Below are 24,876 nucleotides of genomic sequence, written 5' to 3'. Positions count from 1 at the left end.
GATGTCCACGGCATCGCCGGATCGTGTTGTTGCACAACCGTAGATAAAAAGTCAAAAGATAAAGGTAAAAAGTAAAAAGAGAATCCTCTTATCCCAAGCGCACAGCGCGCGCGGCAGTCTAAGGACTAGCGACCGATTTTGTTCTTCTTTCTTTTGCCTTTTAACTTTTTACTTTTACCTTATTCTGTCAGTTAGCAGAGATTGGAGTGCCAGAATTTCTATGCCTTCACATGCTGAATCATCTTTGGAGGCTGGTTTAACTGCCCTCAAACAGGGAAATTATCAAACAGCGATCGCTCAACTAGAGTCTGTGGCTAGTAGTCAAGGCAATAGCACTACTAGCTTACAAGCTCGCGTTGGGTTAGTTATGGCCTATGCCCGCACTGGCGAAGCCCGTAAAGCGATCGCTCTATGCCAAACTCTCAAAGATAGCCAGAATCCCCAAGTCCAAGAGTGGGCAGAACGCGCTCTGACACATTTAACAAAACGCAAAAAACAAAAAAAAGCAGTCAAAAAAGAGCAATCATCAGCAGAAAATCGCCAAAGTTCCACCGCATCGCCACAAACATCAAAAACAACTACAAGCTCTGGCAATTCATCGGTTCTGTCGTCAGGACACTCACAACAGCCTTTGCTCGAAACATCTACACAGTCAGATAATTATCAAAATACCTTCATCGAAACACCTGTAACACCACACAATGGTTTTACAGAGTCTGATAGTTATACACCAACTCAGCGACTAAATATTTACTGGCGACAAGCAAAACGCGCCAAGGTGTGGCAACCCCTACGTAAACCGAGTTTACTGCCTTTGCGGTTGCAAGCACTCTTGACAATCATCGCCTTGTTTTGGGTGATAGAGTTCATCCTCAGACTAGGAATGCTATCGGTGAATGGGATTTTAAACAAGCTACCTTATTTAGAACCATTGCAGTTTTTGTACCGCGACCCAAAGCTAATTGTGATCGGATTTTTGGGCAGTGCGATCGCTTTGTCCCCTTGGCTACTAGATTGGTTACTAGCTAGGTTTTGCAACCAGCAACCATTGTCTAAAGATGTCTTACACAGCCGCAGTCGGGAAACAGCCAGGGTACTCCAGCGCTACTGTCAACAACGACGCTGGCACTCACCCCAACTAAGAATTTTACCCATAACTGCGCCTGTAGCTTTAACCTACGGAAATTTGCCCCGCAATGCCCGGATTGTAGTTAGTCAAGGGCTATTAAATCAACTGGCAGATGATGAAATTGCTACTATCTACGCTACGCAGCTAGGACACATTGCCCACGGCGACTATTTGGTGATGTCGCTGGTATTGCTGCTCACTTTACCAATTTACCGACTATATCAGCAAATTTCCCAGTGGGGAAACAGCATCACTCCCGGTTTTTGGCAATGGCCATTTAACATTCTCTCCAGCCTGTCTTATGGGATGTGGTGTTTATTTACCGGGACGGCTTTGTGGTTTTCGCGCTCCCGGCATTATTATAGCGATCGCCTAGCTGCCGAAATCACTGGTAATCCCAATGCTCTGATTCGTGCTTTCCTGAAAATTGCGATCGGCATTGCTCATGATATTCAACAAACCCAGCATACCAACTGCCAATTAGAAAGTTTAAATCTTCTCATGCCTGTCAGCTATCAACAAAGTCTGTCTTTTGGTAGTGTGGCTGGGCATATTTCCTTTGAATCTGCCTTGATGTGGGATTATCTCAATCCCTATAGTCGCTGGCTGACAGTTAATAATAGCCATCCTTTAATCGGCCAGCGTATCAAATGGCTATGTCAAATAGCTCGTCACTGGCACATAGAAACCGAACTCCATCTCACTAGCGAACAGTTGATCAAAACTACACGTCAATCTTTTCTACTCCAAATCGCTCCTTTTTTAGGTGTTCCATTGGGTTTTGGATTCGCCGGGTTGATTTGGTTGATGTGGCAAATTGCTTTCACTCTCAAATATTTGAACTTGAAGTGGATTTACGAAGATTGGAATTTTTTGAGTGGTTGCCTACTGATTGGTTTTAGCATTGGTTTAGTAATTCGGATGAATGCCTTTTTTCCGAACATCAAAACTGCTAGTTGGCAAGCTGATGAAAGCTTACCTAACCTGTTAGCTAACCCATCCACAATCCCCATTGATAGTATTAGTGTCTGTCTGGTTGGGAAGTTATTAGGTCGTTCTGGCACAGCTAATTCTCTAGGACAAGACTTAATATTACAGTCCAGCACAGGTTTGGTGAAATTACACCACGTTCCTTGGCTATGCTTGGGGCAGAAAGTCAATCTTCAAGATTTGATTGGTCGGCAAATTACTGTCACAGGCTGGTTTCGTCGAGGCGCAACACCTTGGATTGACATTCAAACTTTACAAACTCAAAGTGGCACAACTATTTATAGTCCTCACCCGATTTGGTCTACTGTTTTGGCGGTAGCTGCACAAGCTTGGGGTGCTTACATTTTTCTCCTAGGTTAGCCAAAAGAAGTGTGTTCGCCCCTGGCGTTCCCGCAGGGTAGTATGAAATTTCATCCTCCTGCCTTTTCACACATGACCAATAACCAATGATAAAACTTGCAACATTTCTTTACAAGTGTTACATTTATTAACAATATTCCTAGCAAACAGCATAACTTAGCATCCCAACTTAGTGATTGCTATCAACTGCTTGCGCCAATGGATCTTTTTATCCTCCCAACACAGCAGCAAATCGACCAGCCAATGGCTGGTTTTTGTTTCAAATATCCGCTCTTGAGAAAAAAATGTATTTTATGCTACGATCAATTCGCAATATAATCGGAAATGTGTGTTCTGAACTAGCTACGTAGAAGATACCGTGATAATGTAGGAAATGGTGTTGAATTCTGCGGGCAAGGACATCAAAAAAAGTTTACTGTGGCAGACAGTAAGCTAATAAATTTACAAATTTTAGAATTAAGGTGGTATTAACTGAGCGTTGTGTGCGCTTTTGTAATATACAAGCTTTGTCCAAACGAAAAACTGTATTGTATAGGTTGACAGTTTGGAGTAAAAAAATTGGTTTGTGGCAATTTTAATCAATAGCATCTATCTATTTAAAAGCCAAAACCAAGTGATTGTTCTCTTGCCTTGCTACGTTCATTAAACTCTGGAGGTATAGTTCATGTCTGTTCGCCTATATATAGGCAATTTGCCAAAAGAAGAAATAGATCGTCAAGACCTGCAAGCAGTTTTTGCAGAAGAAGGCGATGCTGTTACCACAAAACTAATTAAAGACCGGAAAACTGGTAAATGTCGTGGTTTTGGTTTCTTAACCGTAAACAATGACGATCAAGCTGATCAAATTATTGAAAAATATAATGGTCAGATGTTTAAAGATACCCCGATAAAGCTAGAAAAAGCATTGCCCCGAACCAAGGGTGATGAGGGCGAAGAGCCAGCGCCTAAAGCTGCTGTACATAGCAGTCCCACTCCTAGCAGTAATAAAGACAGCAACCGTCGTGATAAAAGCTCTAAAAAGTCTAAACGTAGCAGCGGTGGGCGCGAAACTAGCACTTCTACTGAATCAGATGCAATCCGTCCAGATCCCCGTTGGGCATCTGAACTGGAAAAGCTGAAGCAGATGTTAGCCGCACAAACCACAAACTAACACTAGCAAGGGAAATTAAAAATTAAAAATCAAGTTGCTGGTTTTTAATTTTTAATTGTCCATGAATCCTGATTGACTCAATCAAAGATTACTGCCAGCTATTATTGTTAGAGCGTAGATGTATAGTGGTGAGACAGTGCGTTGCGCGGGTTCCCCGCGTTATAGCAACTGTCGTCGGCTTCCCCAACATGTACCCCTATAGGAGGAAGCGGGCTACTGCTGTTAGCGGCGCTCAAAAGCTACGCCAACGGCTAAGACTCTCGCATGTCGTTAGACATCCCTAGTGTTAAATGAAGTGTGTTTGCTGGGTTGACTTTGTTGTTGAAATAATTTTGCTTGTTTTTGAGGTAATTGACTAAAAAAATTAAGCTACGCAAAAGTATTTTTTGTGGAACCTTGGCACAGAGTCACAATTTTTCAGGCATCCTCAATTTATCAAACATTGCGTAGTTTACCGCAGTAGGTATCGCCTAGGTTCAACTTCACTAAGTTTTTGCAAATCTTCCAGAGTTCTGAACCGCCAGAGTAAGAGACATTCAAACTCTTAAACTAAAAAAATGTAGAGATGTTGCAATGCAACATCTCTACAAAATTTATATAGAAAAATTATTTTATTTGAACTGTATTCTTTTTTGTCAGAGTGGGATGACCCAATCATTGAAAGCTTTTTAAGAAAATATTTTCCACTTTTTGAGGAGAAATTTTAGTTACTATTAAGAAATCATGTCTCAAACATTGATGAAATTCAAGTCCCAGAATTTGATTTAAATTATTATTTTCTGAGAGTGATGGCAGAAAGTTATCTTTCCAGTATAACAGAAAAGAAATATGTAAATTAAGATTGCGTTTTAAAGATTTTTTGCAATCTTTTGTAGTAAAAGTATCAATTGTGACGTGAATAATCACACCAAAAATCGAGTTTAATATATCAAAAGACAATTAAAGTTTTATTGGGACTCCTGAAGAGAAAACCCTAACAGAGGCGTTGTTAGATGGCTGAGAATTTAGTAATAGTTGAGAAACAGCTATGCGATAACGCAGATTTCACACTCTAGTCAGACTGCTTTTTCACAAATTAGACTGTATCCTAGACCCATAGTTTTACTCTATACCGGATTTTGTGTTGAAACCTGTGTAAATGAGGTTGGAATACAACGCTTTCCGCGTTAGTACAAGTTTTTTGTTTTGGATAAATATACATACATGACTTCTGCTGCTGAATTGCCAGCTAGTTCTGGCTCGACATTTACAAATAATCCCACGATCAAAGAGACTCACCAAAACGATCCCCTGAGAACGTCTACTGGTGTTTATGTCACGGTGCATGGTCATTTTTACCAACCACCGCGCGAGAACCCTTATCTAGATGCAATTGAGCGCCAACCTAGTGCTGCTCCTTTCCATGATTGGAATGAGCGAATTCACTCTGAATGCTATCGTCCCAATGCCTTTGCCAGGATATTGAACGATAAGGGCGAAATCATGGGGATCGTGAATAATTACGAATACCTCAGCTTTAACATTGGCCCTACCTTGATGTCGTGGCTAGAACGCTATGATTTAGAGGTTTATCAAAGAATATTAGAGGCAGATGCTAAAAGCGCCCAACGCTTGCAAGGTCATGGTAATGCGATCGCGCAAGTATATAATCACATCATCATGCCTCTGGCTAACGAACGCGATAAATATACTCAAATTCGCTGGGGCAAAGAAGACTTCAAATCCCGCTTTGGCCGCGATCCCGAAGGTATGTGGTTAGCAGAAACAGGTGTAGACTATCCAACTATAGAAGCTCTCATCGCCGAAGGTATTCGTTTCATTATCTTGGCACCATCACAAGCACAACGTTGCCGTCCCCTACCCCATAAAAATGATCCCCAGTCAGAATGGTATGAAGTAGGCGGCTGCCAGATTGATCCCACTCGTCCCTATCGTTGCTATTTGAAGCCAACTTTGAAGACAGCGGCTTCACCTCTTAGTACTATCTCCTCAACAGAGAGTATTGACGAGTCTGTAGAAGGACTACCTTATATTGATGTTTTCTTCTACGATGGCCCGATATCGCGGGACATGGGTTTTACAGATGTTACTTATAGTTCCCATCATTTGGCGGGACGCATCGGTTCAGCTGTGCGAGGGGATCATCGTCCAGCGCAATTGATTTCTGTAGCCACCGATGGGGAAACTTTCGGACACCATAAAAAAGGCACTGAAAAAACTTTAGCTTACGCCTTTACAGAAGAATTTCCAGATCACGATTGGACAGTCACGAACTTTGCTCACTACCTCAGCTTAAATCCTCCCACCTGGGAAGTAGAGCTAAAACCAGTCACAGCTTGGAGTTGCGCCCACGGCGTAGATAGATGGCAAGATGACTGTGGTTGTGGTGGGGAAGGCGGTGTTTGGCATCAAAAATGGCGTAAGCCTTTACGCAATGCCTTAAATTGGCTGCGGGATCAGTTAATTGCAGTGTATGACGAATATGGCCAGCAGTTTTTCCAAGATCCTTGGATAGCTAGAGATGAATATATCAAAGTCATGCGCGATCGCTCTCCTGCCAATGTCAGCCGCTTCCTCTCTCGTCATCAAACTCACAAACTCACCGCCGCCGAACAAGTAGATGCTTTGCGTCTATTGGAAATGCAGCGTCACGCCTTATTAATGTTCACCAGTTGCGGTTGGTTTTTTGAAGAACTATCTCGTCCAGAAGGTACTCAGATTCTCCGTTATGCCGCCCGTGCGTTAGAACTAGCAGGAGATGTAGCGGGCGTACAACTAGAAAAAGGCTTCCTCAAACGTCTGGGTTTAGCACCGAGCAATGTAGAATTTTTCAAGCACGGTGGTGAGATTTATCGACATTTGGTGCTAACTGCTCAAGTCAGCTTCAAGCAAGTAGCTGCCCACTATGCCATTACTTCGTTGTTCAATCATCATAGATCACCAGAAACTGGCAATTTATCAGGACAAGATATCTCTTGTAAACTGCACCATCCTCGCCATAAGCGGGTTTATTGTTACACTGCCAATGAGTTAGATTACCAACTGCAACGTATGGGATCGCTGACTTTGGTGGTGGGACATTTGAAGTTAGTCTCAGAAATTACCTGGGAAAGCGAACATTTAGTATTTGCAGTTTTGCATTTGGGTGGCTGGGATTTTCACTGCTGCATTCAACAGTTTAGTGGGCGACGTGATTACAGTCAGTTGAAAGAAAAGCTATTTGCAGCACTCCAACAAGCAAGTGCAGCCCATACTATTTTGGTGATGACACAGTTATTTGGCAATGAAACTTTCAGTTTGCAAAATCTATTTGCCGAAGAACGCCATCGAATTATGCGGTTAATTAGTCAAGAAACCTTGACACGGCTCGACCAACTTTATACTCAAACGTACCGGGAAAATTACGGCGTACTCATGGCATTCCATCGGGATGAACTAGAAGTACCACAAGAGTTGCAAGTAGCAGCCGAGATTGCTTTAGGATATCGCTGTATGACAAAATTGCGATCGCTAGAGCAAGATATAGCCGAACCGCAATTGTGCTGGAATCACATTGTAGAATTAGAAGCGATCGCCACAGAAGCCAAACATCTGCGTTGTCGATTAAATATTGCTGAAGGTAAGCAAATGTTAGAGCAGTTGATCTTGCGATCGCTCTGGCAATTATTGCATGATGCCAATGGTAGTTTTGCCACAGATATCCAACTTTTAGAAAGATTGATTGATGTCGGATATCAGCTAAATTTGGGTATTTCTCTGTATCGTTCTCAAGAACTGTACTTCAGTTGTCTGCACAGTCGGATAGTACCTGTTTGTATTACTAGTCTGATGAATAAAGATGATACTAATCAGTGTCGGCAGTTGTTGAAATTAGGACAAAAATTAGCTGTTGATGTCAGTGCAATTTTGAGTAAATTGGATTAGTTGATTTGTAGTAGGCGCAGATCCCCGATTTCTTCAAGAAGTTGGGGATCTTGTTTTTTATCCAAAATGGAGAAACGATTACTCCTAAGCTGTTAAGCATTTAATTTGCACATTGAGGCCGCAGGGGGGCAGGGAGCAGGGAGCAAGGGAGAGGGTTTGCAGCTTTGATTACCATGAAAATGGTGCAATTTAAATGACGATTAGCTTATTAGCCTGAATTAGGGAAGCGATCGCTGCACAAATAAAAGTGGAACACTAACGATTATGGTTCTTCAGTACTTGTTATGCTAAAATAGTGAGTCAAGCCCAATTTAGCAAACATCTTATTCTGAAATTATCAAAATTTCAGAATCCATATCAGGAGCGTTTAATCAGCTTAAGTTTGTGATTAATTCCTTCTACAGTTCCACTGGTTGTTCCATGATCATTCTATAAATACGTTATGCTAGTAATTTTACAGATGGTAAATCTAAAAGTTCTGTTAAAACTTTTATTCCTTTTTTCTTAAGCATGACCATAAATTAACTTAAAATTATTATTTTTATTCTTGTAGTGAATAATAAATAATCCTTGCATGTCAAGTAAATTAAGGCTTCAGCATGAATAGATATTAACATAATTATTTAGATATTTTTATGTTTTGTCTAATGATTTAGCATAATAAGTACTGAAGAGTCTAAATATTTTAGTTTTAATAAATAACCCACATCATAATTAAGCAACTCAAATAAATTGCTAAATTATAAAAAAGTACTAATTACTGAGTATTTCCCCTATCAGCCAATAAAACTATGATTTTTGCAGGTAAACGTCCGAATAACTTGGGTGTGCATGATGGCAAATTAGCAGCTTGCCCCAATTCACCTAATTGTGTATCTAGCCAGAGTACAGACGCAGTTCACCAAATTGCACCGCTAACTTTTAATACTAGTCCAGAACAAGCGATCGCCAATCTCAAAAGTATTATTCAATCCTTACCCAGAACTACAATTATTGCCGAAAATCAGGACTATTTATATGCAGAATTTAAGAGTGGACTGATGGGATTTGTCGATGATGTAGAGTTTTATCTAGATCGTCATGCTAATGTTATTCAAGTGCGTTCAGCCTCTCGGTTAGGTCAAAGTGATTTAGGTGTCAATCGTCAAAGAATTGAAACAATCCGCACTAAATTTCAGGAGTTATAGTCTATTAAAACAGGGTGAAGATTTAAATTCTTTACCCTCGCACACCTCTGTGCTTAAAGGCTTACCTCGTTAACATTAATTTTCCCGACTTGCTTCACTGTACTTTGGTCGTCAGCTTAAGCATCAATCTAATTACTTATAGCTAAACTAAATCTAGCTATTGCTAGATGTTGTCATCTTCCAAAACGCTATAGTCTACAACTGTTGAGCAGAGAGATTCGCTTGTGGATGTCATAGTAGAAAGATCGCACACACTCAAACAAGCCTTGGTTGATTTTGTCCTGGATGCGGAAGGCGAACTAGCACAAGCATTAGAGGTTTATGCAGCCACGCAGTTGCGTCGTGGTAATGGAGATAGCACGCAACAAGACTTAATCATTGACAGCTTTATTGCAGAAGGGAAAGTTAATGATAACTCACCAATAGAGTTATTTATCGCCAGTAATACAGATTTATCAGATAGCGATCGCAATTTGATCAACACTTGGCATCGTAGTTTTATGGGTTTATTTACCATCACCCAAATTCTACCTGATGGCGTAGAACTCATGAACTGGCTGACAGCTAAACACTACATTGTCAAGCCAAATAGTGCAGAAAAACTACAAACAATATCTCGGTTTAAGCCAGGAGATATCTTACTTACACGCATTTCTCCCCTCACTGATAGCGACTGGATATTTTCTGGAACTCACACATTTATGGGGAATTTAGGTAAGCCAAAACTTGCTGTTGCAATTGGGAATTTTAAAGATAACTATAAAAATCATCTTTACAGCGATGCGCCGGACTTATTAGAAGAAGCTTGGCAGTCAGTAGAGCAATATTATCAGCAGTTTGTTGATTTTTTTGGCGGTGATGAAATCACTATGCCAGGATACCAACTGAATAAAAAAATAGCTGAATTCCAAGAAATTATCAGTGATAAATACCTAAAAGCAGCAGGACTCGATACTTCTAAATCTTTGGATGAGATAGCAGCAGAATCTGGTATCGGAGAAGATGAGATTCAAGCCGCAGCCAAAGAAATCGGTGCTGACTCTCATGTCGTTTCTGAAATGTTCAATGGTAAAAACGGCAATCAAAAGATGGTTGCTCCCAAGGTAGATTTACCCGCTGAACTGAGAAAAGCCGAACAAGTGACAGCAATTTCTCATTCTCGTTGGGGATTGATATTTTTACCAACATACACTAAAGTCACAACTATTTTATTAGCTGATGACTGGCAAAGTATTGATGGTGCGGAGAAACTAATTCGTCACTATTTAGAAGATAAAAGTATTAATGCTTATATCTGGCATCGGTTAGCGCAACAATATCCTACTCAACTAGAAAAAGTATTGCAGGATTTCTTGCAGCGTCCTGAGTTTAGCCTTGCTACTGACTTGGATGCTCTTTTGCAAGAGTTTGGTAAATCTATCGAGCCAGAATTGCCAGAAATTGCCAGCGTTCCTTTACATTTGCATAATTTATTTCAAGAAGCGATCGCAGAAGTTAATAAATCTAAACCCAAAGGTAAGGGACAAAAACAACCAGCAAAAGGTTTTCAAAGAGGTTAGACTAATTCAATTGCAACTCAAATCCAGGTAATACATCTTCTCCAGAAAGAATGGCTGGCATTTGCATCACTTCAACAGGTTTTCCTAGTCGATAAATTTCGACTTTGGCATCTTGAGGATTAATCAGCCATCCTAAACGCAAACCATTTTCTATGTATTCCTGCATTTTCTCTTGGAGAGATTTGAGCCTATCTGTTTGAGAACGGAGTTCAATAGCAAAATCGGGTGCAAGTGGCGGGAATTTTTGGCGCTGTTCTGGGGTTAAAGCTTGCCACCGTTCTAATTTTACCCAAGCCGCATCAAGAGAACGTTTTGCACCATTTGGCAGGATAAAAATAGTTGAAGAACTAAAAACTTTGCCTAATTTAGCTTGCCGATTCCAAATTTCTAAATCAGTTATTAGTCCAGCTTCTTGATTTCCGATTTCTCCTCCTACTGGTGGCACAATAATTAATTCTCCTGCTGCGTTCATTTCCAGGCTTAAGTCACGATTCGCCAGACATAATTGATAGAATTGCTCATCACTTAAATGAGCTATCGGTTCTAGATTGAGAACCACACTATTCATTTAACCTTTCCTCGTGTCTTTTTTACTAGCATTAGTTATCTTTAAGTTAAATTTTAGCAGTAGATAATAAGAGATGATTTATAAAGTAAACCTTAAATTTTAGTGGTATGGCCAGCTTAATTATTGATGAACGATAAGATCCCCGATTTTTTAAGAAGTCGGGGATCTGAATAGCAGTAAATCTGGAATTTTCGCTGTAGAAGTTGAATTTTATATTGTATAACTTGATATGAGTTTTTCAGGGCGAAAATATGGCTACCTTAAACCGCATTCTGTTTATCCAAGAGACAAATCTTAAACAAGAACCAGTGCAATCAAGTCAATTACCTAGCACTAAACAACAGAAAATTCCCGTCGGTACAATACTGGTACTCAAGTCTTACGAAATACCTGCCAATAATTCTGACCACTATAAATTAGTTTTAGAAGATATTCAATTTAAAGGCTTGAGTAGTAACTGGTTTGCTTTCGCAAAACACGCCAAAATTATCCAAGAGACAATTAACCCCGTAGCAACTATTCAAGCGATCGCAACTAAGCAACAATCCAAGGATATATTAAAAATTACTGTAGATCGCCAAAGTGTCGGTAATCAACAAGGTTTTCTCAAGCTTGTGTTTAACGCAGACACCATCATCAAGCGCCAGCCTGTAGATTCTAAAGTGCTGAATGATCAATCTAAGCAGGTAATCCCAGCCGGTACAGAATTAATTTTATTAACAGACAAGCCGGACACTAATAATATTGTTAAATTTTCGCTTCAGGATAGTCATCTAAAATTTAGCCTGAAAGATATCGAATTTAAAGGTTTCGCGCAAGATTGGTACGTCTTTACGCAACACGTTGGTATTGAACCTGTTGACTAATGTGTAGAGATGTTGCAGTGCAACGTCTCTACACATCAAACAATCATCTTTGAGTTGACACCGTTAATACTTGTGGTGGTGTCGCATCTGGTGGATAGAGAAAGTCTACTTCGACTAATCTGCGATCGCCAGCTTTCATATTCAATACTACCAAAGGCTCTCCTGGTTGACCCCGCTTTTGAACTAAATGCACAAACTTAGTTTGCGGCATACCTTTGTCATCTTTGTAACGTATCCGCACACTTCCCCGAAAGAAGGTTTGACGTGCTGGGGTACTAAAAAAGCGCAGTCCAGGTTTGACTAACTGATCTTCTTTGATTGGTGTTTGCATAGATACAGCAACGGTTTGCGGACTGGAAGTATTGTTATGTAGCGGCAACTTGAGGTTGTATTGAATTCCATAGTTGCCATGCGCTCGATATGCAGTGTCAGGATAACGTACTAACATCGGCGCACTCTGAATTTGACTAGTCCCCAAAGTACCACCATCCAAGGTACTAAGAGCATATGAAACAGCTTTTCCCGGCTGAGGAATTGTCAGCAATCTGGCTTTGGGACTATCGACTATAAATGCTCTCCAAGAGGAACCACCAGCCACACCAGCCACACGTCCGTAAATTCTTGGCTTACCAGTTTCTTCTAAGGGAGTAGGTGTTTTATCTCGTGGCGTGGACAACTCACCGTTATCTAATAAACTTTGCCACTCTTCTAAAGTTGGCGCACGTTCACTGCCATCAGCATTAGTCTTGGCAAACATCGCTAAACTAGCAGTGTAGACTCTACCATTACTCCGCAAGCGCATTAAGGTAGAGCGACCATTTAAAGGTGGTGTTAATCCCTGCACAGGAATTGGAAGATTAAGTAACATTTGGCTTTGCTTCGGCGGAAGTACAATTTGTGCGGGGAAAGTTGCTTGTCGCCTGCCTCTAAGAATATCAGACATGACGCGATCGCCTGGCCCGGCAAATACTTTACCCGCAGGATCTTCCACAAAAGGCGGTAACTCAACAAACGGTGCATCAGGTTGACTTAAATAACTTGCCGCTTGCAATACATCTACTGTGACTGGTTTCTCAGTTGGGTTATTTAGAATTATGCCGAGGTAGAGCGATCGCACATTTTCTGGTGGATCAGCTTTGGCGACGTGATGAGCAAAAATATCAAATCGTCCCCGAAAAGGATAATTCAAATGGGCGGTTGGGACTTTTTTACTATCTCCCGGAAAAGTAGACAGTAAAATCCCTTCTTTTAATACTAATTCTGGACTGTTGCTATTAAAAGTTGGTACTTTATCTAACTGTCCTGGTAAGGGAAGGACTTGTTGTGGTTGGACAACTTCTTCTGGTGGTGGTGTGGGAGGAGTTGTTTGAGCAATCAGTAAACCCAGTAAAAATGACAACATATACTTAGTTAGCTATTTTTCCTAAAAGACGCACACTATTTTATGCGAGTGCCAGATTGTGAATAATTAATAAGAAATCGGCAAGAATAGCTACCAAATTTTCTTGATTTAAAAATGGAACGTGAACAAAGATACAACGAGTTGTCAGTTGATATTCCTGTAGATAGTTCAGAACTGCATAATAAAGACCTCCGCAAACAAATTTACCGCAGTCGTTACTAATATCAGTTGCTACTGTTCCCGACACTAGTTTTTCCAAATCAACTACCGTCGGCAAAAACATTTTCCCTTGATTAGCACCCACCTCCACACTTAATTGCTGACGACTGGCAGCCATGCCACAACAGATAATGTAATCTGGTTGCAACTCAGCGATTTTTTGAATTACCCAGGAACTAGCAAGCATCACATCTACAGGTAACAGACGCAAAAATTTTAAATCGTGTGGGATGGAATCAACTTTGGTAACTTCTAGTAATAAATCATCCGAGGAATTTGACTGTTGATCGCTTAACCAAGTGTCAAAAGAAGTTAATAGAATTCTTTTCTTCATGGGAATTATTATTTAAAATAGAAAAACCCTCCATAATAAATTTACAAGGAGCCGGTCAATGCCAGTTATTGCAGTTGTAGATTACGACATGGGAAATTTGCACTCAGTCTGCAAAGGCTTAGAAAAAGCTGGAGCAACTCCTAAGATTACTGATTCTGCTAAAGAGATATCGTTGGCTGATGGAGTACTATTGCCAGGAGTCGGAGCATTTGATCCAGCCGTGCAACATTTACGAGAACGTGGTTTAGAAAAACCGATTAAGGACACCATCGCATCTGGTAAACCCTTCTTAGGAATTTGTTTAGGATTGCAAATTCTGTTTGAATCAAGTGCAGAAGGTACTCAACCAGGACTGGGAATTATTCGGGGAAAAGTCCGCCGATTTCATCATGAACCAGGAATTACAATTCCGCACATGGGTTGGAATCAACTGGAATTGACTCAACCAAAAAGTATTTTATGGGAGCATTTACCAGCTAACCCTTGGGTTTATTTTGTTCATTCCTACTTTGTTGACCCAATTGATCCGCAAGTTAAAGCTGCAACTGTTACCCACGGTACTCAAACTATTACAGCTGCAATTTCTCATGAAAACTTGATGGCAGTACAATTTCACCCGGAAAAATCCTCTAATATAGGATTGCAAATCCTGTCTAATTTTGTTTCTCAAGTCCGTGAACAAATTGCTGCATAGGATTTGTTATTTGTCCTTTGTCTTTTGTCATTTGTCTTGTGCAAATGTCTAACGACCAATGACTAATGACCAGTGACTAATGACTAATCAATCATGAGCCTGAGAATTTACGGCAATCGTCCGATTAAAACCTTACCGGGAAAAGAAACCAGACCTACAAGTGCTAGGGTAAGGGAAGCTATTTTTAATATTTGGCAAGGTGAAATAGCAGGTTGTCGCTGGCTAGATTTGTGCGCGGGTAGTGGTTCAATGGGCGCAGAGGCTTTGTGTAGAGGAGCCAGCTTGGTAGTAGGAATTGAGCAATCAAGCCGAGCCTGTGGGATTATTCAACAGAATTGGCAGCAATTAGCTGATGGCGAGCAAAAATGGCAGCTATTACGCGGTGATGTTATTCAGCAGTTAAAAACTTTGTCAGGCAAACAATTTGACAGAATTTACTTCGATCCACCTTATGCCAGTGGATTATATCAGCCTGTGTTAGAAGCGATCGCTCTCCATAACCTCTTAGATCCCAAAGGTGAAATCGCGGTAGAACATAATCCCCAAAGCTGGACACCACCACTAATCCCCAACTGGGAAATTTGCCGTGCCAAAGTTTACGGTAACACAGCCTTAACTTTCTACAGAGTCATTGACTCCAATGTGATCAACGATATCAGTCCGTAATTTTAGCCAAAGAGTCTTTTTGCTTAACTTCCATGACCCATTTTTTTTAATCCAGTTTTGCAGGGTGCGTTAACGAAGTAGCGCACCGTCTTGCTCTCATCAGTCAAGGTGCGTTATGACTTACGCCTAACACACCCTACTGGCTAAATCCTCAGCACTTTCTCAACCACCCAACTCATTGGGGCGCTTGTATTGCTTATATGCAGCGTAAAACAGACCAGCGAGAGTCACTACAATTAGACCAAGAACAATGCCTGAAAGCAGGGGTTCAACCACGTTAATTCTCCTGTTTGCAATTATTAATGATTCATTTCCTGTATTTGATTTTATCAAATTGCGGTGAATCCCGCTGACCACAATGTTTTTGAGCAATGACTAGTTGTAATAAAACTGTCATCTGTGCTTGCAGTGCAAATCAAGAACTTTTAAGCTATGTGTAGGAAATGAAAAATTTTTAGAACCTTACACTTTCACAGCAAACCTTTTGGATAACCAGATTACCAAACCTGAAATTCTGATTCAGCGGATCGCTTTGTTGGCTCTAGCGATACTGCTGGCAATCCCTTTGGGCATCTTTGGTGTTCAAATGGTACAAGCCTCAGATCCATACGTTAAAAGCGTTTTGTCTTTAACCGGAGATGCAGAGCAAGGAAATGCTATTTTTCAAATCAATTGCGCTGGTTGTCACGGTTGGCAAGCAGATGGGCGAGTCGGCCCCAGTTTACAAGCTGTTTCTAAACGTAAATCTCGTTATAAGTTGATTCAACAAGTAATTAGCGGTGAAACGCCACCTATGCCCAAATTTCAGCCTAGCCCCCAAGAAATGGCCGATCTTTTGAGCTTCTTGGAAACTTTGTAGATTCTTAACCTTTCATTAGAAATGAAGAATTAATCAAGATGTAGGAACAAAAGTTTTCTACATCTTTAATTTTTGTTAACAATACTTTTAAGATAACTAAGTGCCAATGTAGTTGAATGTGTGAAAATGAATTGCGTGATGATGCGATCGCAATTGGCAAAAAAAATGACAGAAGTTCTTCAAATTGGCAACCGTACAATTCAGGCTACTGAGCTAATTCCTTTACTAGCTAGTTACCAAATGCTACCACAGCTACTACGGGAATTAATTATTGATGAGGCGATCGCAAATATAGAATGTATAAAAGAAGAAGTAACTCGCGCTCAACAACAGTTTTACACTGAAAGGCAGTTAAAAACTGATGCGGATATTAAAACCTGGATGTCCTATCATGGTATAACTCCAGAGCAATTAGAATCCGTGACGATTCGCAAGCTGAAAATAGAGAAATTTAAGCTAGAAACTTGGGGTGGTAAACTAGAGTCCTATTTCTTTCAAAACAAAGGAAAACTGGATAAAGTTATTTATTCTCTTCTACGTACTCAAGATATTGGACTTGTCCAAGAACTTTACTTCCGGCTTCAAGCGAAAGAACAGTCCTTTGCAGAAGTCGCAAAAGAATACTCCCAAGGGCCAGAAGCCCAAACTGGTGGGTTAATTGGCCCAGTTGAACTACAAGCAATTCATCCCACAATGGTGCAGATATTATCTAGCAGTCAACCAGGTCAAGTCCTACCGCCAGCGCGAATAGCCGAGTGGATTGTAATTTTGCGATTGGAGAAATTTATCCCAGCTCAACTAGATGAACCGATGAAAGCACGGCTGCTGAATGAACTTTTTGAAGCTTGGTTGCAAGAACAACAGAAGCAAATCCAACAGATGTCAAACTAATTAATCCCTGAATCAACAACTAGCTATTTAATTTTAGTCGTGTCACGCTACTACAACCTAAAGTTTACTTACTCGTGTCAGTCCAGTAAGAATAATTAATAACTTGGTGCATGAACAGATATGAACAAACATCAGCTAAATTTATTGGCTCTTTCAACCCTCAGTTTATTCATAATTGGGCTGGACTTGCTAAAGTTTAGTCAAGCAGAAATCAAAGCAGTTCCGCCACCAGTAAAACAGAATGCGCTTCCCTTGTCTCGTTTGCAACCGGAAGTTGTCAAAAAATTACTTGATAGTAAAGATATTAACTCTGCTGTTATACATATTGAAAAGGGTTGGAAGCAGCAATATGATGAATATATGCAGGTGAAACTGCCTTCAAATCAGGTTATTGAAGTAAAAAAAATAAGTCAAACTCTCAATAAAATTAGCCAGAAAGTTGGTAAAAAAAGTGCTTTAATCTATGCAGTACCAACTCCTAATCACCTTGATTTAATATTGGTATTGCCGGATAAATTACCGATTCACAAGCGTATTCCAGCAGCAAAAAAAGAGGCATTGACGAGCTTAGTTACTAAATTTCGCAATGATATTGTTAACCCAGCTTCTCCGCGCAGTAAGTATTTAAGTTCTGGTAAAAAAATATATGACTTGCTAATTGCTCCTTTGGCATCTGAATTACAAACACAAGGTGTTAATAATCTTATATTTTGTTTAGGAGGTGGGTTACGCACTGTTCCTCTAGCTGCAATTTCTGATGGTAAAAAATTTTTAATTGAGAAATATAGTTTAGGAATTATTCCTGCTTTCAGCCTCCTGGATTTTCAATCTACAAATATTACGAAAACCCAGATTTTAGCAATGGGAGCCTCGGAATTTAAAAATCATGAACCTTTACCTGCCGTTCCCTTAGAATTATCAAATATTATTGCCAATAACTGGGCAGGAAAGTCTTTACTAAACCAAAAATTTACGCTCAAAAATCTGAAGAAGGAACGTGCTGCTTATCCTTTTGGAATAGTACATTTAGCTACCCATGCAGAATTTTCTCCTGGTTCTGTCGAGCAATCTTACATTCAGTTTTGGGATACCAAAGTTCGCTTAGATGAACTGAAAACTCTAGGACTTGATAAACCTCCTGTGCAGTTATTAGTATTGAGTGCTTGTCAGACTGCATTGGGTGATCCCCAAGCCGAACTGGGGTTTGCTGGGTTGGCTGTACAGTCGGGAGCAAAAGCCGCTTTGGCAAGCCTTTGGACGGTTAATGATAGTGGTACTTTGGCTTTAATGCTTCAATTTTACGGAAAATTGAAAGCTAATCCAGTTAAATCAGAAGCATTACGACAAGCTCAAATCGACATGCTTAAAGAGCGCGTAAGTTTGGAAGATAATCTCGTAATTCCTGGGGGTAGTTCTTCAGATTCGCATGAACTTGCGGAGCTTGATAGCGATGAGTTATCTCATCCTTATTATTGGTCTGGATTTACATTGATTGGAAATCCTTGGTAGTATGACTGTCAGCAGAAATTACAGTTAGCGATCGCTAAAACTATAAATATAAAACTTAGGCATTGACAACTAACTAAACTGCTGGGCATAAAACCTAGCATAGCGACCTTCTAACCTTAACAATTCTTCATGATTACCTGATTCTACTATTTGACCTTTTTCCAGAACTAAGATCCGATCGCATCGTCGCACTGTGCTTAAACGGTGGGCAATAATAAAAACTGTGCGGTTCTGCATTAGTCTTTCTAGTGCTTCCTGCACCAAGGCTTCCGACTCTGAATCTAATGCAGATGTCGCCTCATCTAATATTAATATTTGCGGGTTGAGCAGAACAGCACGGGCGATCGCAATTCTTTGTCTTTGTCCACCCGATAAATTTACACCCCGCTCACCTACCCAAGTTTGATAACCTTCTGGTAATTGGGTAATAAATTGATGGGCGTTAGCAATTTTCGCGGCTGCTATCACTGCATCCATGTCAAAATTATCTTGTCCAAAGGCAATGTTTTGAGCTATCGTTCCTGAAAACATCACTGTTTCTTGGGGAACGATACCGATTTGTCGCCGCAGACTATGTAAGGTGACATCCCGAATATCAATATCATCTATGCAGATTTGACCAAATTCGGGATCATAAAAACGCGGAAGGAGATTAACAAAAGTAGTCTTTCCTGCACCGGAAGCACCAACCAAGGCGATCGCTTCTCCCGGTGATGCCAATAAACTGATATCTTGAAGTACAGGCTCACCAGGTTTGTAAGCAAAAGAAATATGGCGATATTCCACTTTACCTTTAACTGGGGGAAGGGTGAGCGCGATCGGCTTTTCTACTACCCTTGGTTGAATCGCTATCAATTCAAACACTCGGTCTACTGATGCTTCACCTTGTTTGAACTCATTATAGTTGTTAGTAGTGTGTCCTATTGGATCAATTAGCAATGCAGCTGCGGCTAGGTAACTGAAAAAATCCCCCACAGTTAAGTTGCGTTGATAAATTTGCCACGTCCCCACCATTAATAACGATAAGGCGCTTAAGGCTTCCAAAAATCCCACAATCGGAATTTGAATTGCTTTGAGACGTTCAGCAGAATACTTTGCTTTTAAAGAGCGTTCTGCTTCATAGCCAAAGCGAGCAATTTCATAATTTTCAGCAGCAAATGCTTGTACAAGCCGAATTCCGCTGAAAACTTCCGTCAAAATAGCTGATAAACCCGACACGCGATTTTGACTTTTAAGGGAATACTTCCGTAACCGTTCCCCAAACCAGCCAATTAACACCCCCATTAACGGTGCAACAACAATTGTCGCTAATGTTAGTTGCCAATTGAGGTAAATCATATATATGGGTATGGCAATTAATTGCAACACACAGGGAACAAAATCATGTAGTAATTTATTGACAACTTCGCCAACTCGATCTATATCTTCTGTAAGGCGGTAAGCTAAGTCACCTGTTTTGGCTTTTTCAAAATAGCTCAAATCTAATTTTTGTAAATGGCTGTATACTTGCTTGCGGAGATAATAAGCAACTCTTAAAGCTACTTTCGCCATATATATATCTTGCACAGACTGAAAAAAGCCGCGCACCAGAAATACTAAAGCACAAATACTGGCTAGTTGAGCGATCGCTACTACATTACCTTGTCCAAAAGGTGCTGCTAATTTACCTGCAAGATTAATTAACGTCAGTGTCGCCAGCACGTATCCGATAATGCCAATAAAGCCCTTGATGATATTTGCCGACTGGGGTTTGATATAGGGCAGTAGTTGCCAGTAATTAGAACGGGTTTTCAAACTGTAACTTCCCGAAGATAAATTTACTTTGTTTGACGCTATCAGCTTTTGTGTAGTTTCAATGTACTTAATTTTTAAATTAATTTAATTTTTTATTAAGAAATAAATAATCTAAGTAATCAGAGAGAATTAATTACACAAACTTTTGACTGTAATCTGTACCCTATCCCTTATCTCCACCCATGAATTTAATTGCGTCCGACTACTTATCTTCTTAGAGAATGGGTAAAATGCCCACCCCGTAAAGCTTAAAAAGCAATTCTGTTAAGCTATTTTCTGGTTGGCGTAGGAAGCAATTGCCATTACAAGTTTTATCGGATACATTGCATCTAGAAGTTTGAGTTCTATGATTATGTGGTAGCCACGATGAAAAGTATTTTAAAGCAAGCTTTGTTTATCTTAGTAATTTTATGGTTTTTGCCACTATCAATACCATTTTTATTAACAACAGAAAAGGAAATTATTACTGCTGATATCAAAAGATGGGTTGAAGTACTAGGTTTACTAGAGCAACATTTGTGGATTCAATTACTTGTTTTACTTAACAAAACACAAGAATTTAGAAATTTATATTACTACCGTCTATTTAAAGGCAATTTGAGCGGACGGATGACCATGTATTTACTCAAGTTGATTTATCCAGAATGTCCCTCTCTTTTCTTGGATTCCTCCTGTTGCATTGGTGCAGGTTTGTTTATCCAGCATGGATTTAGCACAATTATTATGGCAGATATGGGTGAAAAATGTTGGGTGAACCAACAAGTGACGATTGGATATAAAGATAAATCAGGTCGTCCCAAAATTGGTAACAATGTTCGGATTACTGCGGGGGCTAAAGTACTAGGTAATATTCAGGTAGGTGATAATGTCACAATTGGCGCAAATTCAGTTGTTGTCAAGGATGTCCCTAGGGATTGCGTAGTCGTTGGAATTCCTGCTTCCATTATTAAAAGAAACGGTATTAAAGTTGAAGAGAAATTATAAATTAGGCTTTTTTAAGCCAACACACTATACTTGCTTAATCATTGCAGTTCAAGTATTACTTGTTACCTTTGATATATCCTTAAGTAGTAATAGTCAGATATTGGTTTATATTAAGGATTTAAAATAACTGTTAAATATTGCTGCAAAATTGAGGGTTTCCTTGAATTATATTCGCAGATTTCCCGATGATACTTTCAATGGTTAACAAATTTCAGGAGTAAATCTAGTGTTGACTTCAACCTTACTAGCTGCTGCCACCACACCCCTACAATGGAGTCCCACAATTGGGATCATCATGATTATTGCCAATATCTTGGCTATTACCTTTGGCAAATCCAGCATTAAATATCCCAGTTCTGAGCCAGCCTTACCCTCAGCAAATTTCTTTGGTGGCTTTGGTTTACCTGCACTACTAGCAACTACAGCCTTTGGCCACATTTTAGGCGTAGGTATCATCTTAGGGTTGCATAACCTGGGTAGATTCTAAGTTTTGTACCACAGTTTGCTTTCGGATAAATATTGTTTTGTCTCAACGATTTGAGCTAGAAATTAACATTTCTGGCTCTTTTGTATACATCGGTTAGCAGTTGCTTAATTAGCCTTTGATGGGAGAGTCAGAAGCAATAATTGACGACGAGATAGGGTGTTACCATATGACATAACCCCAGTTTCTTCAAAAATACCTCTACCAATCACAAAGAGCGAAGGGAAGGCTGAGGGACATTGATACCTCATTTAAAGGTATTCTTATTCAAAAAAGTAATAATGTTTTTTTACGTCGCTGAGAATTTCCCATATACAGGACATACCAGCAGGAAAGGTCACCAAATCTCCTTTACCCATTTGCACTGGTTGTCCGCCATCTGGTGTAACAATTACATCACCAGCCAAAAAGTAGCAGGTTTCTTCAGTATCGTAAGTCCAGGGAAATTTGGAGACTTCCTTTTCCCAAATCGCCCATTTGAACACACCCAAATTTTCGAGGTATTCTTGACTGGGTTCATGCTCAACTTTAATTTCCATGTTTTATATTCTCAGTGTGCTTTTAACAGTAGGACTGGATATCTTCTCCACACTGATCTACTAAATAACACAAAGCACGAAAACGCAAGCCTACAAATTGATCATAAAGAGGATTAAGCTTGCACATGGGTGGAATGTGGGCTACTATTCGACCGAACAGAATAATATCACGCTCGAAAGGACACTGTGCCGGAATCAATTTAGCAATAAAGTGTGCTAGTTTACGATTTTGAACTTCGAGGTTGTCAAGCCATTGACGTAATGGTTGGAGAAAATCATATTGAGATTGAGCAAATGGGTGTTTCTTCGCTACTTTCGCGGTTTGACCTAAATTTTCAGGTTGAATGAAAGCAGTCAGAATAATAGATAGATTAGTTGTTCTGAGCATAGTTGTTAGTAATTTTTTTCAGGTTGATAACTAGGGATTTGCAGACTTAAGTTTTACCTCGCAATTGATTCCACTAGTTTGTATAGTGCTTGCAGATATAAACTGCTACAAGCACAAAATGCTTATTTGAGTTACAAAATGTTGGGAAAGTTGACTTAATTGATATTTAAACTCACAGTATGGTGGAGAACTGTCCCGTTAACTACAAAATAACAAAGAAAATATAAAAGTGGGATTTTTTTAACTTATTGATTGCTGATACAAAAAATAGCAATTTCATATATTAAATTTAGATTATCGGTTCGGAAACTATACAGTATCTGGAGGTGGAATTTTGCGAGCAGAAGCGCAGTTATATTCTGACTTTAGCTAAACTTTGAGGGGATTATTTCTCAAGACCAGATAATTTTATGGCATTGAGTATCAAATAATTTGTCATGTATGCTACACAAAGAGTCCTAGATATTATTTAATTAGCTACACAAAATCGTTTGATAAGCATAGACTAATCCAGAAACGTCGAATGTTGATACAAAACTTTACATTGTTGATTATACTAAATCTACAAAGCGTGAAATTGTCAACATGGCATCTCCTCAAACCAATGAACATAGCTAATTTTTTGAGCTTGATGGCTGAAAATCAAGTAAACAGGTAACTTATGTCCTTTACCCCTGTCAAAATGGACAATAATTCTTTAAAACTGACAATAATCATTTAATGGACAAATGGAGAATAGGGAACTCGAATCCCTGACCTCTGCGGTGCGATCGCAGCGCTCTACCAACTGAGCTAATTCCCCGCTACCACAAAGTATTCTAACATTCACTTACGGTTGCCTGAAGTTCTTTGCTCAGAAAGAGCAGAAAGTATAAATTAGTAGGCTCTTTACAGGAGTAATATTATTGTGCTGACACATTCTAGTTACAAAGTTATAAACAAAAGGCACGGCATCTGATAACCAGAAACCGCGCCTTTCAAATAAAATCCTTCTATCTAGCGAGCTGCTCCTTGAGCAGAAGCAGCATCAATCGGTTTCATCAAATACAACCGTAAGCAGTGCCAACCATTGGAGATGTATAATGGCAGCTTCTGGAAGAATTGCAGGAATTTGGGGGTGTTAGAGTTAGCGATCGCTGTCAATTTTTCGTTATTCTGGATACATCTATCCAGGCGATCGTAAAACTCTGGATTGTCTACATCCAACATGACTGGGAAGACTCTACCAGCAGTTTCATTGGTTTTCTTGATGACGTAGATATCGTATTCTCGTGCATCTAAACCAATTGAGGCGTAAAAATCCTTGCGTTGAATGTCATTGAGATACATCGTCACAAACACTGACAACAAGAAGAAGCGACTCCACAGTTTTGCTTTCCAGTCATTCAGCATTTGTGGCTGGGATTTCATAATTGCATCAAAGAAATCCCCGTGGCGGTTTTCATCCTGACACCAGTTCTCAAAGAACCGGAAAATTGGATAAATCCTGTCTTCAGGATGTGATTCTAGATGCCGATAAATGGTGATATATCGCCAATAACCAATTTTTTCAGAAAGATAAGTAGCGTAGAAGATGAATTTGGGCTTAAAGAAGGTATAATTACGGCTCTTTGTCAAAAACCCTAAGTCTAGAGACAAATTAAAGTCTGACATCGCTTTGTTCAAAAAGCCAGCATGACGTGCTTCATCCCGTGACATCAGGTTAAAACACTCTGCTAGGACGGGGCTTTTATCTTTCAAGCGACGACCTAATTCTTTATACAGCAAAAAGCCAGAAAACTCTGCTGTACAAGAACGCTCTAGAAATTCAATGAACAACTGGCGAGTTTCACCGTCAATGTGATCCCAGGATTGTTCAAACTCGGCATCCCGAACGAAGTGATGGCGGTTATAGTCAGTGCGAAACTCTTCTAAGATGGCTTTTAACTCATCTTCATTGACGGATATATCCATCCGCGCCATTTCATCAAAATCGGTAGTATAAAACCGTGGTGTTAATAAGGTTTCTTTTGCCGGGACTTTAATCCCTGGCCGTATTTCTTCAAAGCCTGGTTTTTTGAGGGAATCTACCATGTCTCGATTGCCATGAGTGTCTTTATTATCTTGATTACGTCCTTCTGTGCTTACCTCTGCGGGGAAGCAAGCGTTTGACTGCGCTCACGCCGAAGTTTACGCGCAGCGTGTCACAGACAGAGGCCACGCCAACGGGCGACGCTTCTACTTCGCTTTAAGCGTTCGCGTAGCGTCTCTACGAGACACCATGCCGCAGGCTTTACGCTGTGCTAACGGCAGTTTTTCATGGGGGAAACCCCCTTAGCACTAGCCTTTCTCTTTGGGAGAAGACCAGACTGCCTCACCTGAAAGCAAAAGGTAATGCTCT

At 40.1% G+C, this 24,876-nt stretch carries 22 protein-coding genes and 1 tRNA gene; 14 read left to right on the top strand and 9 right to left on the bottom strand.

Annotation, left to right across the window (positions count from 1 at the left end):
* The first annotated feature begins 220 nt into the window (after positions 1 to 220).
* From IQ259_RS16775 to IQ259_RS16755, 5 genes are all read left to right on the top strand, one after another.
* Positions 221 to 2,479 (top strand): M48 family metalloprotease, encoded by a 2,259-nt coding sequence (locus IQ259_RS16775; RefSeq protein ID WP_193886742.1) that lies wholly within the window; start codon positions 221 to 223, stop codon positions 2,477 to 2,479.
* A 664-nt stretch (positions 2,480 to 3,143) separates the two neighbouring features.
* On the top strand, positions 3,144 to 3,629 hold the full coding sequence (locus tag IQ259_RS16770; RefSeq protein ID WP_193886741.1) for an RNA-binding protein: 486 nt from the start codon (positions 3,144 to 3,146) through the stop codon (positions 3,627 to 3,629).
* Positions 3,630 to 4,832: 1,203 nt separating this feature from the next.
* A complete protein-coding gene (locus IQ259_RS16765) occupies positions 4,833 to 7,553 on the top strand; it encodes a DUF3536 domain-containing protein (RefSeq protein ID WP_193886740.1) in 2,721 nt (906 codons plus the stop codon).
* A 791-nt stretch (positions 7,554 to 8,344) separates the two neighbouring features.
* A complete protein-coding gene (locus tag IQ259_RS16760; protein WP_193886739.1) occupies positions 8,345 to 8,740 on the top strand; it encodes a DUF1499 domain-containing protein in 396 nt (131 codons plus the stop codon).
* Positions 8,741 to 8,964: 224 nt separating this feature from the next.
* Complete coding sequence (locus IQ259_RS16755; RefSeq protein ID WP_193886738.1) at positions 8,965 to 10,299, top strand: hypothetical protein; 1,335 nt, start codon at positions 8,965 to 8,967, stop codon at positions 10,297 to 10,299.
* 1 nt (position 10,300) lies between these two features.
* Here IQ259_RS16755 and IQ259_RS16750 read toward each other — a convergent pair whose 3' ends face one another.
* The gene (locus tag IQ259_RS16750; RefSeq protein WP_193886737.1) at positions 10,301 to 10,867 is read right to left on the bottom strand and encodes a Uma2 family endonuclease; all 567 of its coding nucleotides are present in this window, start codon (positions 10,865 to 10,867) and stop codon (positions 10,301 to 10,303) included.
* Positions 10,868 to 11,118: 251 nt separating this feature from the next.
* On the opposite strand from IQ259_RS16750, the gene IQ259_RS16745 reads away from it, so the two are divergent.
* The gene (locus IQ259_RS16745; protein ID WP_193886736.1) at positions 11,119 to 11,733 is read left to right on the top strand and encodes a hypothetical protein; all 615 of its coding nucleotides are present in this window, start codon (positions 11,119 to 11,121) and stop codon (positions 11,731 to 11,733) included.
* Between the two features lie 43 nt (positions 11,734 to 11,776).
* Here IQ259_RS16745 and IQ259_RS16740 read toward each other — a convergent pair whose 3' ends face one another.
* On the bottom strand, positions 11,777 to 13,135 hold the full coding sequence (locus IQ259_RS16740) for a DUF3370 domain-containing protein (RefSeq protein ID WP_193886735.1): 1,359 nt from the start codon (positions 13,133 to 13,135) through the stop codon (positions 11,777 to 11,779).
* Between the two features lie 40 nt (positions 13,136 to 13,175).
* Positions 13,176 to 13,688 (bottom strand): peptidase C15, encoded by a 513-nt coding sequence (locus IQ259_RS16735; protein ID WP_193886734.1) that lies wholly within the window; start codon positions 13,686 to 13,688, stop codon positions 13,176 to 13,178.
* A gap of 58 nt (positions 13,689 to 13,746) precedes the next feature.
* Here IQ259_RS16735 and hisH point away from each other — a divergent pair, with 58 nt between their 5' ends.
* Together hisH and rsmD are read left to right on the top strand one after the other, a co-directional pair.
* On the top strand, positions 13,747 to 14,382 hold the full coding sequence (hisH, locus tag IQ259_RS16730; RefSeq protein WP_193886733.1) for an imidazole glycerol phosphate synthase subunit HisH: 636 nt from the start codon (positions 13,747 to 13,749) through the stop codon (positions 14,380 to 14,382).
* A gap of 93 nt (positions 14,383 to 14,475) precedes the next feature.
* Positions 14,476 to 15,048, top strand: a complete 573-nt coding sequence (gene rsmD / locus IQ259_RS16725) for a 16S rRNA (guanine(966)-N(2))-methyltransferase RsmD (protein WP_193886732.1) — start codon at positions 14,476 to 14,478, stop codon at positions 15,046 to 15,048.
* Positions 15,049 to 15,210: 162 nt separating this feature from the next.
* Here the strand turns inward: rsmD and petG are convergent, their stop codons facing one another.
* Positions 15,211 to 15,324: a cytochrome b6-f complex subunit V gene (gene petG, locus IQ259_RS16720; RefSeq protein WP_010995538.1), complete on the bottom strand. Its 114-nt coding sequence runs from the start codon at positions 15,322 to 15,324 to the stop codon at positions 15,211 to 15,213.
* Between the two features lie 208 nt (positions 15,325 to 15,532).
* Here petG and IQ259_RS16715 point away from each other — a divergent pair, with 208 nt between their 5' ends.
* The 3 genes from IQ259_RS16715 (at position 15,533) to IQ259_RS16705 (ending at position 18,307) form a co-directional block, all read left to right on the top strand.
* Positions 15,533 to 15,907 carry a cytochrome c gene (locus tag IQ259_RS16715; RefSeq protein ID WP_193886731.1) on the top strand — a complete coding sequence of 125 codons (375 nt, stop codon included), beginning with the start codon at positions 15,533 to 15,535 and terminating at the stop codon, positions 15,905 to 15,907.
* Between the two features lie 165 nt (positions 15,908 to 16,072).
* On the top strand, positions 16,073 to 16,798 hold the full coding sequence (locus IQ259_RS16710; RefSeq protein WP_193886730.1) for a peptidylprolyl isomerase: 726 nt from the start codon (positions 16,073 to 16,075) through the stop codon (positions 16,796 to 16,798).
* Positions 16,799 to 16,918: 120 nt separating this feature from the next.
* Positions 16,919 to 18,307 (top strand): CHAT domain-containing protein, encoded by a 1,389-nt coding sequence (locus IQ259_RS16705; RefSeq protein WP_193886729.1) that lies wholly within the window; start codon positions 16,919 to 16,921, stop codon positions 18,305 to 18,307.
* 69 nt (positions 18,308 to 18,376) lie between these two features.
* Here IQ259_RS16705 and IQ259_RS16700 read toward each other — a convergent pair whose 3' ends face one another.
* The gene (locus tag IQ259_RS16700) at positions 18,377 to 20,101 is read right to left on the bottom strand and encodes an ABC transporter ATP-binding protein (RefSeq protein ID WP_193886728.1); all 1,725 of its coding nucleotides are present in this window, start codon (positions 20,099 to 20,101) and stop codon (positions 18,377 to 18,379) included.
* Positions 20,102 to 20,467: 366 nt separating this feature from the next.
* On the opposite strand from IQ259_RS16700, the gene IQ259_RS16695 reads away from it, so the two are divergent.
* Together IQ259_RS16695 and psaK are read left to right on the top strand one after the other, a co-directional pair.
* Positions 20,468 to 21,085, top strand: coding sequence for a serine O-acetyltransferase (locus IQ259_RS16695; protein ID WP_193886727.1), 618 nt, complete (start codon positions 20,468 to 20,470; stop codon positions 21,083 to 21,085).
* Positions 21,086 to 21,311: 226 nt separating this feature from the next.
* Complete coding sequence (psaK, locus tag IQ259_RS16690) at positions 21,312 to 21,572, top strand: photosystem I reaction center subunit PsaK (RefSeq protein ID WP_193886726.1); 261 nt, start codon at positions 21,312 to 21,314, stop codon at positions 21,570 to 21,572.
* Positions 21,573 to 21,832: 260 nt separating this feature from the next.
* Here psaK and IQ259_RS16685 read toward each other — a convergent pair whose 3' ends face one another.
* The 4 genes from IQ259_RS16685 to acsF form a co-directional block, all read right to left on the bottom strand.
* The gene (locus tag IQ259_RS16685; protein WP_193886725.1) at positions 21,833 to 22,108 is read right to left on the bottom strand and encodes a cupin domain-containing protein; all 276 of its coding nucleotides are present in this window, start codon (positions 22,106 to 22,108) and stop codon (positions 21,833 to 21,835) included.
* A gap of 22 nt (positions 22,109 to 22,130) precedes the next feature.
* Positions 22,131 to 22,496, bottom strand: a complete 366-nt coding sequence (locus IQ259_RS16680; protein ID WP_193886724.1) for a Mo-dependent nitrogenase C-terminal domain-containing protein — start codon at positions 22,494 to 22,496, stop codon at positions 22,131 to 22,133.
* A 729-nt stretch (positions 22,497 to 23,225) separates the two neighbouring features.
* Positions 23,226 to 23,298 (bottom strand) — tRNA-Ala (locus IQ259_RS16675).
* 194 nt (positions 23,299 to 23,492) lie between these two features.
* Positions 23,493 to 24,569: a magnesium-protoporphyrin IX monomethyl ester (oxidative) cyclase gene (acsF, locus tag IQ259_RS16670; protein ID WP_193886722.1), complete on the bottom strand. Its 1,077-nt coding sequence runs from the start codon at positions 24,567 to 24,569 to the stop codon at positions 23,493 to 23,495.
* Between the two features lie 46 nt (positions 24,570 to 24,615).
* Between acsF and IQ259_RS16665 the strand changes: the two genes are divergently transcribed.
* Positions 24,616 to 24,813: a hypothetical protein gene (locus IQ259_RS16665; protein WP_193886720.1), complete on the top strand. Its 198-nt coding sequence runs from the start codon at positions 24,616 to 24,618 to the stop codon at positions 24,811 to 24,813.
* Positions 24,814 to 24,876: the final 63 nt, after the last annotated feature.

The organism is Fortiea sp. LEGE XX443 (assembly GCF_015206815.1).
GTDB lineage: Bacteria > Cyanobacteriota > Cyanobacteriia > Cyanobacteriales > Nostocaceae > Nostoc_B.
Note: the sequence above shows the minus strand (reverse complement) of the source record. Positions and strands in the feature narration are given on the sequence as shown.

What these genes read in the sequence shown, in the direction of transcription:
- IQ259_RS16750 (WP_193886737.1), bottom strand. Translation starts at nt 10,867, where the DNA reads ATGAATAGTGTGGTTCTCAATCTAGAACCGATAGCTCATTTAAGTGAT.
- hisH (WP_193886733.1), top strand. Translation starts at nt 13,747, where the DNA reads ATGCCAGTTATTGCAGTTGTAGATTACGACATGGGAAATTTGCACTCA.
- IQ259_RS16685 (WP_193886725.1), bottom strand. Translation starts at nt 22,108, where the DNA reads ATGGAAATTAAAGTTGAGCATGAACCCAGTCAAGAATACCTCGAAAAT.
- IQ259_RS16735 (WP_193886734.1), bottom strand. Translation starts at nt 13,688, where the DNA reads ATGAAGAAAAGAATTCTATTAACTTCTTTTGACACTTGGTTAAGCGAT.
- IQ259_RS16680 (WP_193886724.1), bottom strand. Translation starts at nt 22,496, where the DNA reads ATGCTCAGAACAACTAATCTATCTATTATTCTGACTGCTTTCATTCAA.
- acsF (WP_193886722.1), bottom strand. Translation starts at nt 24,569, where the DNA reads ATGGTAGATTCCCTCAAAAAACCAGGCTTTGAAGAAATACGGCCAGGG.
- IQ259_RS16705 (WP_193886729.1), top strand. Translation starts at nt 16,919, where the DNA reads ATGAACAAACATCAGCTAAATTTATTGGCTCTTTCAACCCTCAGTTTA.
- rsmD (WP_193886732.1), top strand. Translation starts at nt 14,476, where the DNA reads ATGAGCCTGAGAATTTACGGCAATCGTCCGATTAAAACCTTACCGGGA.
- IQ259_RS16695 (WP_193886727.1), top strand. Translation starts at nt 20,468, where the DNA reads ATGAAAAGTATTTTAAAGCAAGCTTTGTTTATCTTAGTAATTTTATGG.
- IQ259_RS16765 (WP_193886740.1), top strand. Translation starts at nt 4,833, where the DNA reads ATGACTTCTGCTGCTGAATTGCCAGCTAGTTCTGGCTCGACATTTACA.
- IQ259_RS16775 (WP_193886742.1), top strand. Translation starts at nt 221, where the DNA reads ATGCCTTCACATGCTGAATCATCTTTGGAGGCTGGTTTAACTGCCCTC.
- IQ259_RS16760 (WP_193886739.1), top strand. Translation starts at nt 8,345, where the DNA reads ATGATTTTTGCAGGTAAACGTCCGAATAACTTGGGTGTGCATGATGGC.
- IQ259_RS16740 (WP_193886735.1), bottom strand. Translation starts at nt 13,135, where the DNA reads ATGTTGTCATTTTTACTGGGTTTACTGATTGCTCAAACAACTCCTCCC.
- IQ259_RS16710 (WP_193886730.1), top strand. Translation starts at nt 16,073, where the DNA reads ATGACAGAAGTTCTTCAAATTGGCAACCGTACAATTCAGGCTACTGAG.
- IQ259_RS16770 (WP_193886741.1), top strand. Translation starts at nt 3,144, where the DNA reads ATGTCTGTTCGCCTATATATAGGCAATTTGCCAAAAGAAGAAATAGAT.
- IQ259_RS16745 (WP_193886736.1), top strand. Translation starts at nt 11,119, where the DNA reads ATGGCTACCTTAAACCGCATTCTGTTTATCCAAGAGACAAATCTTAAA.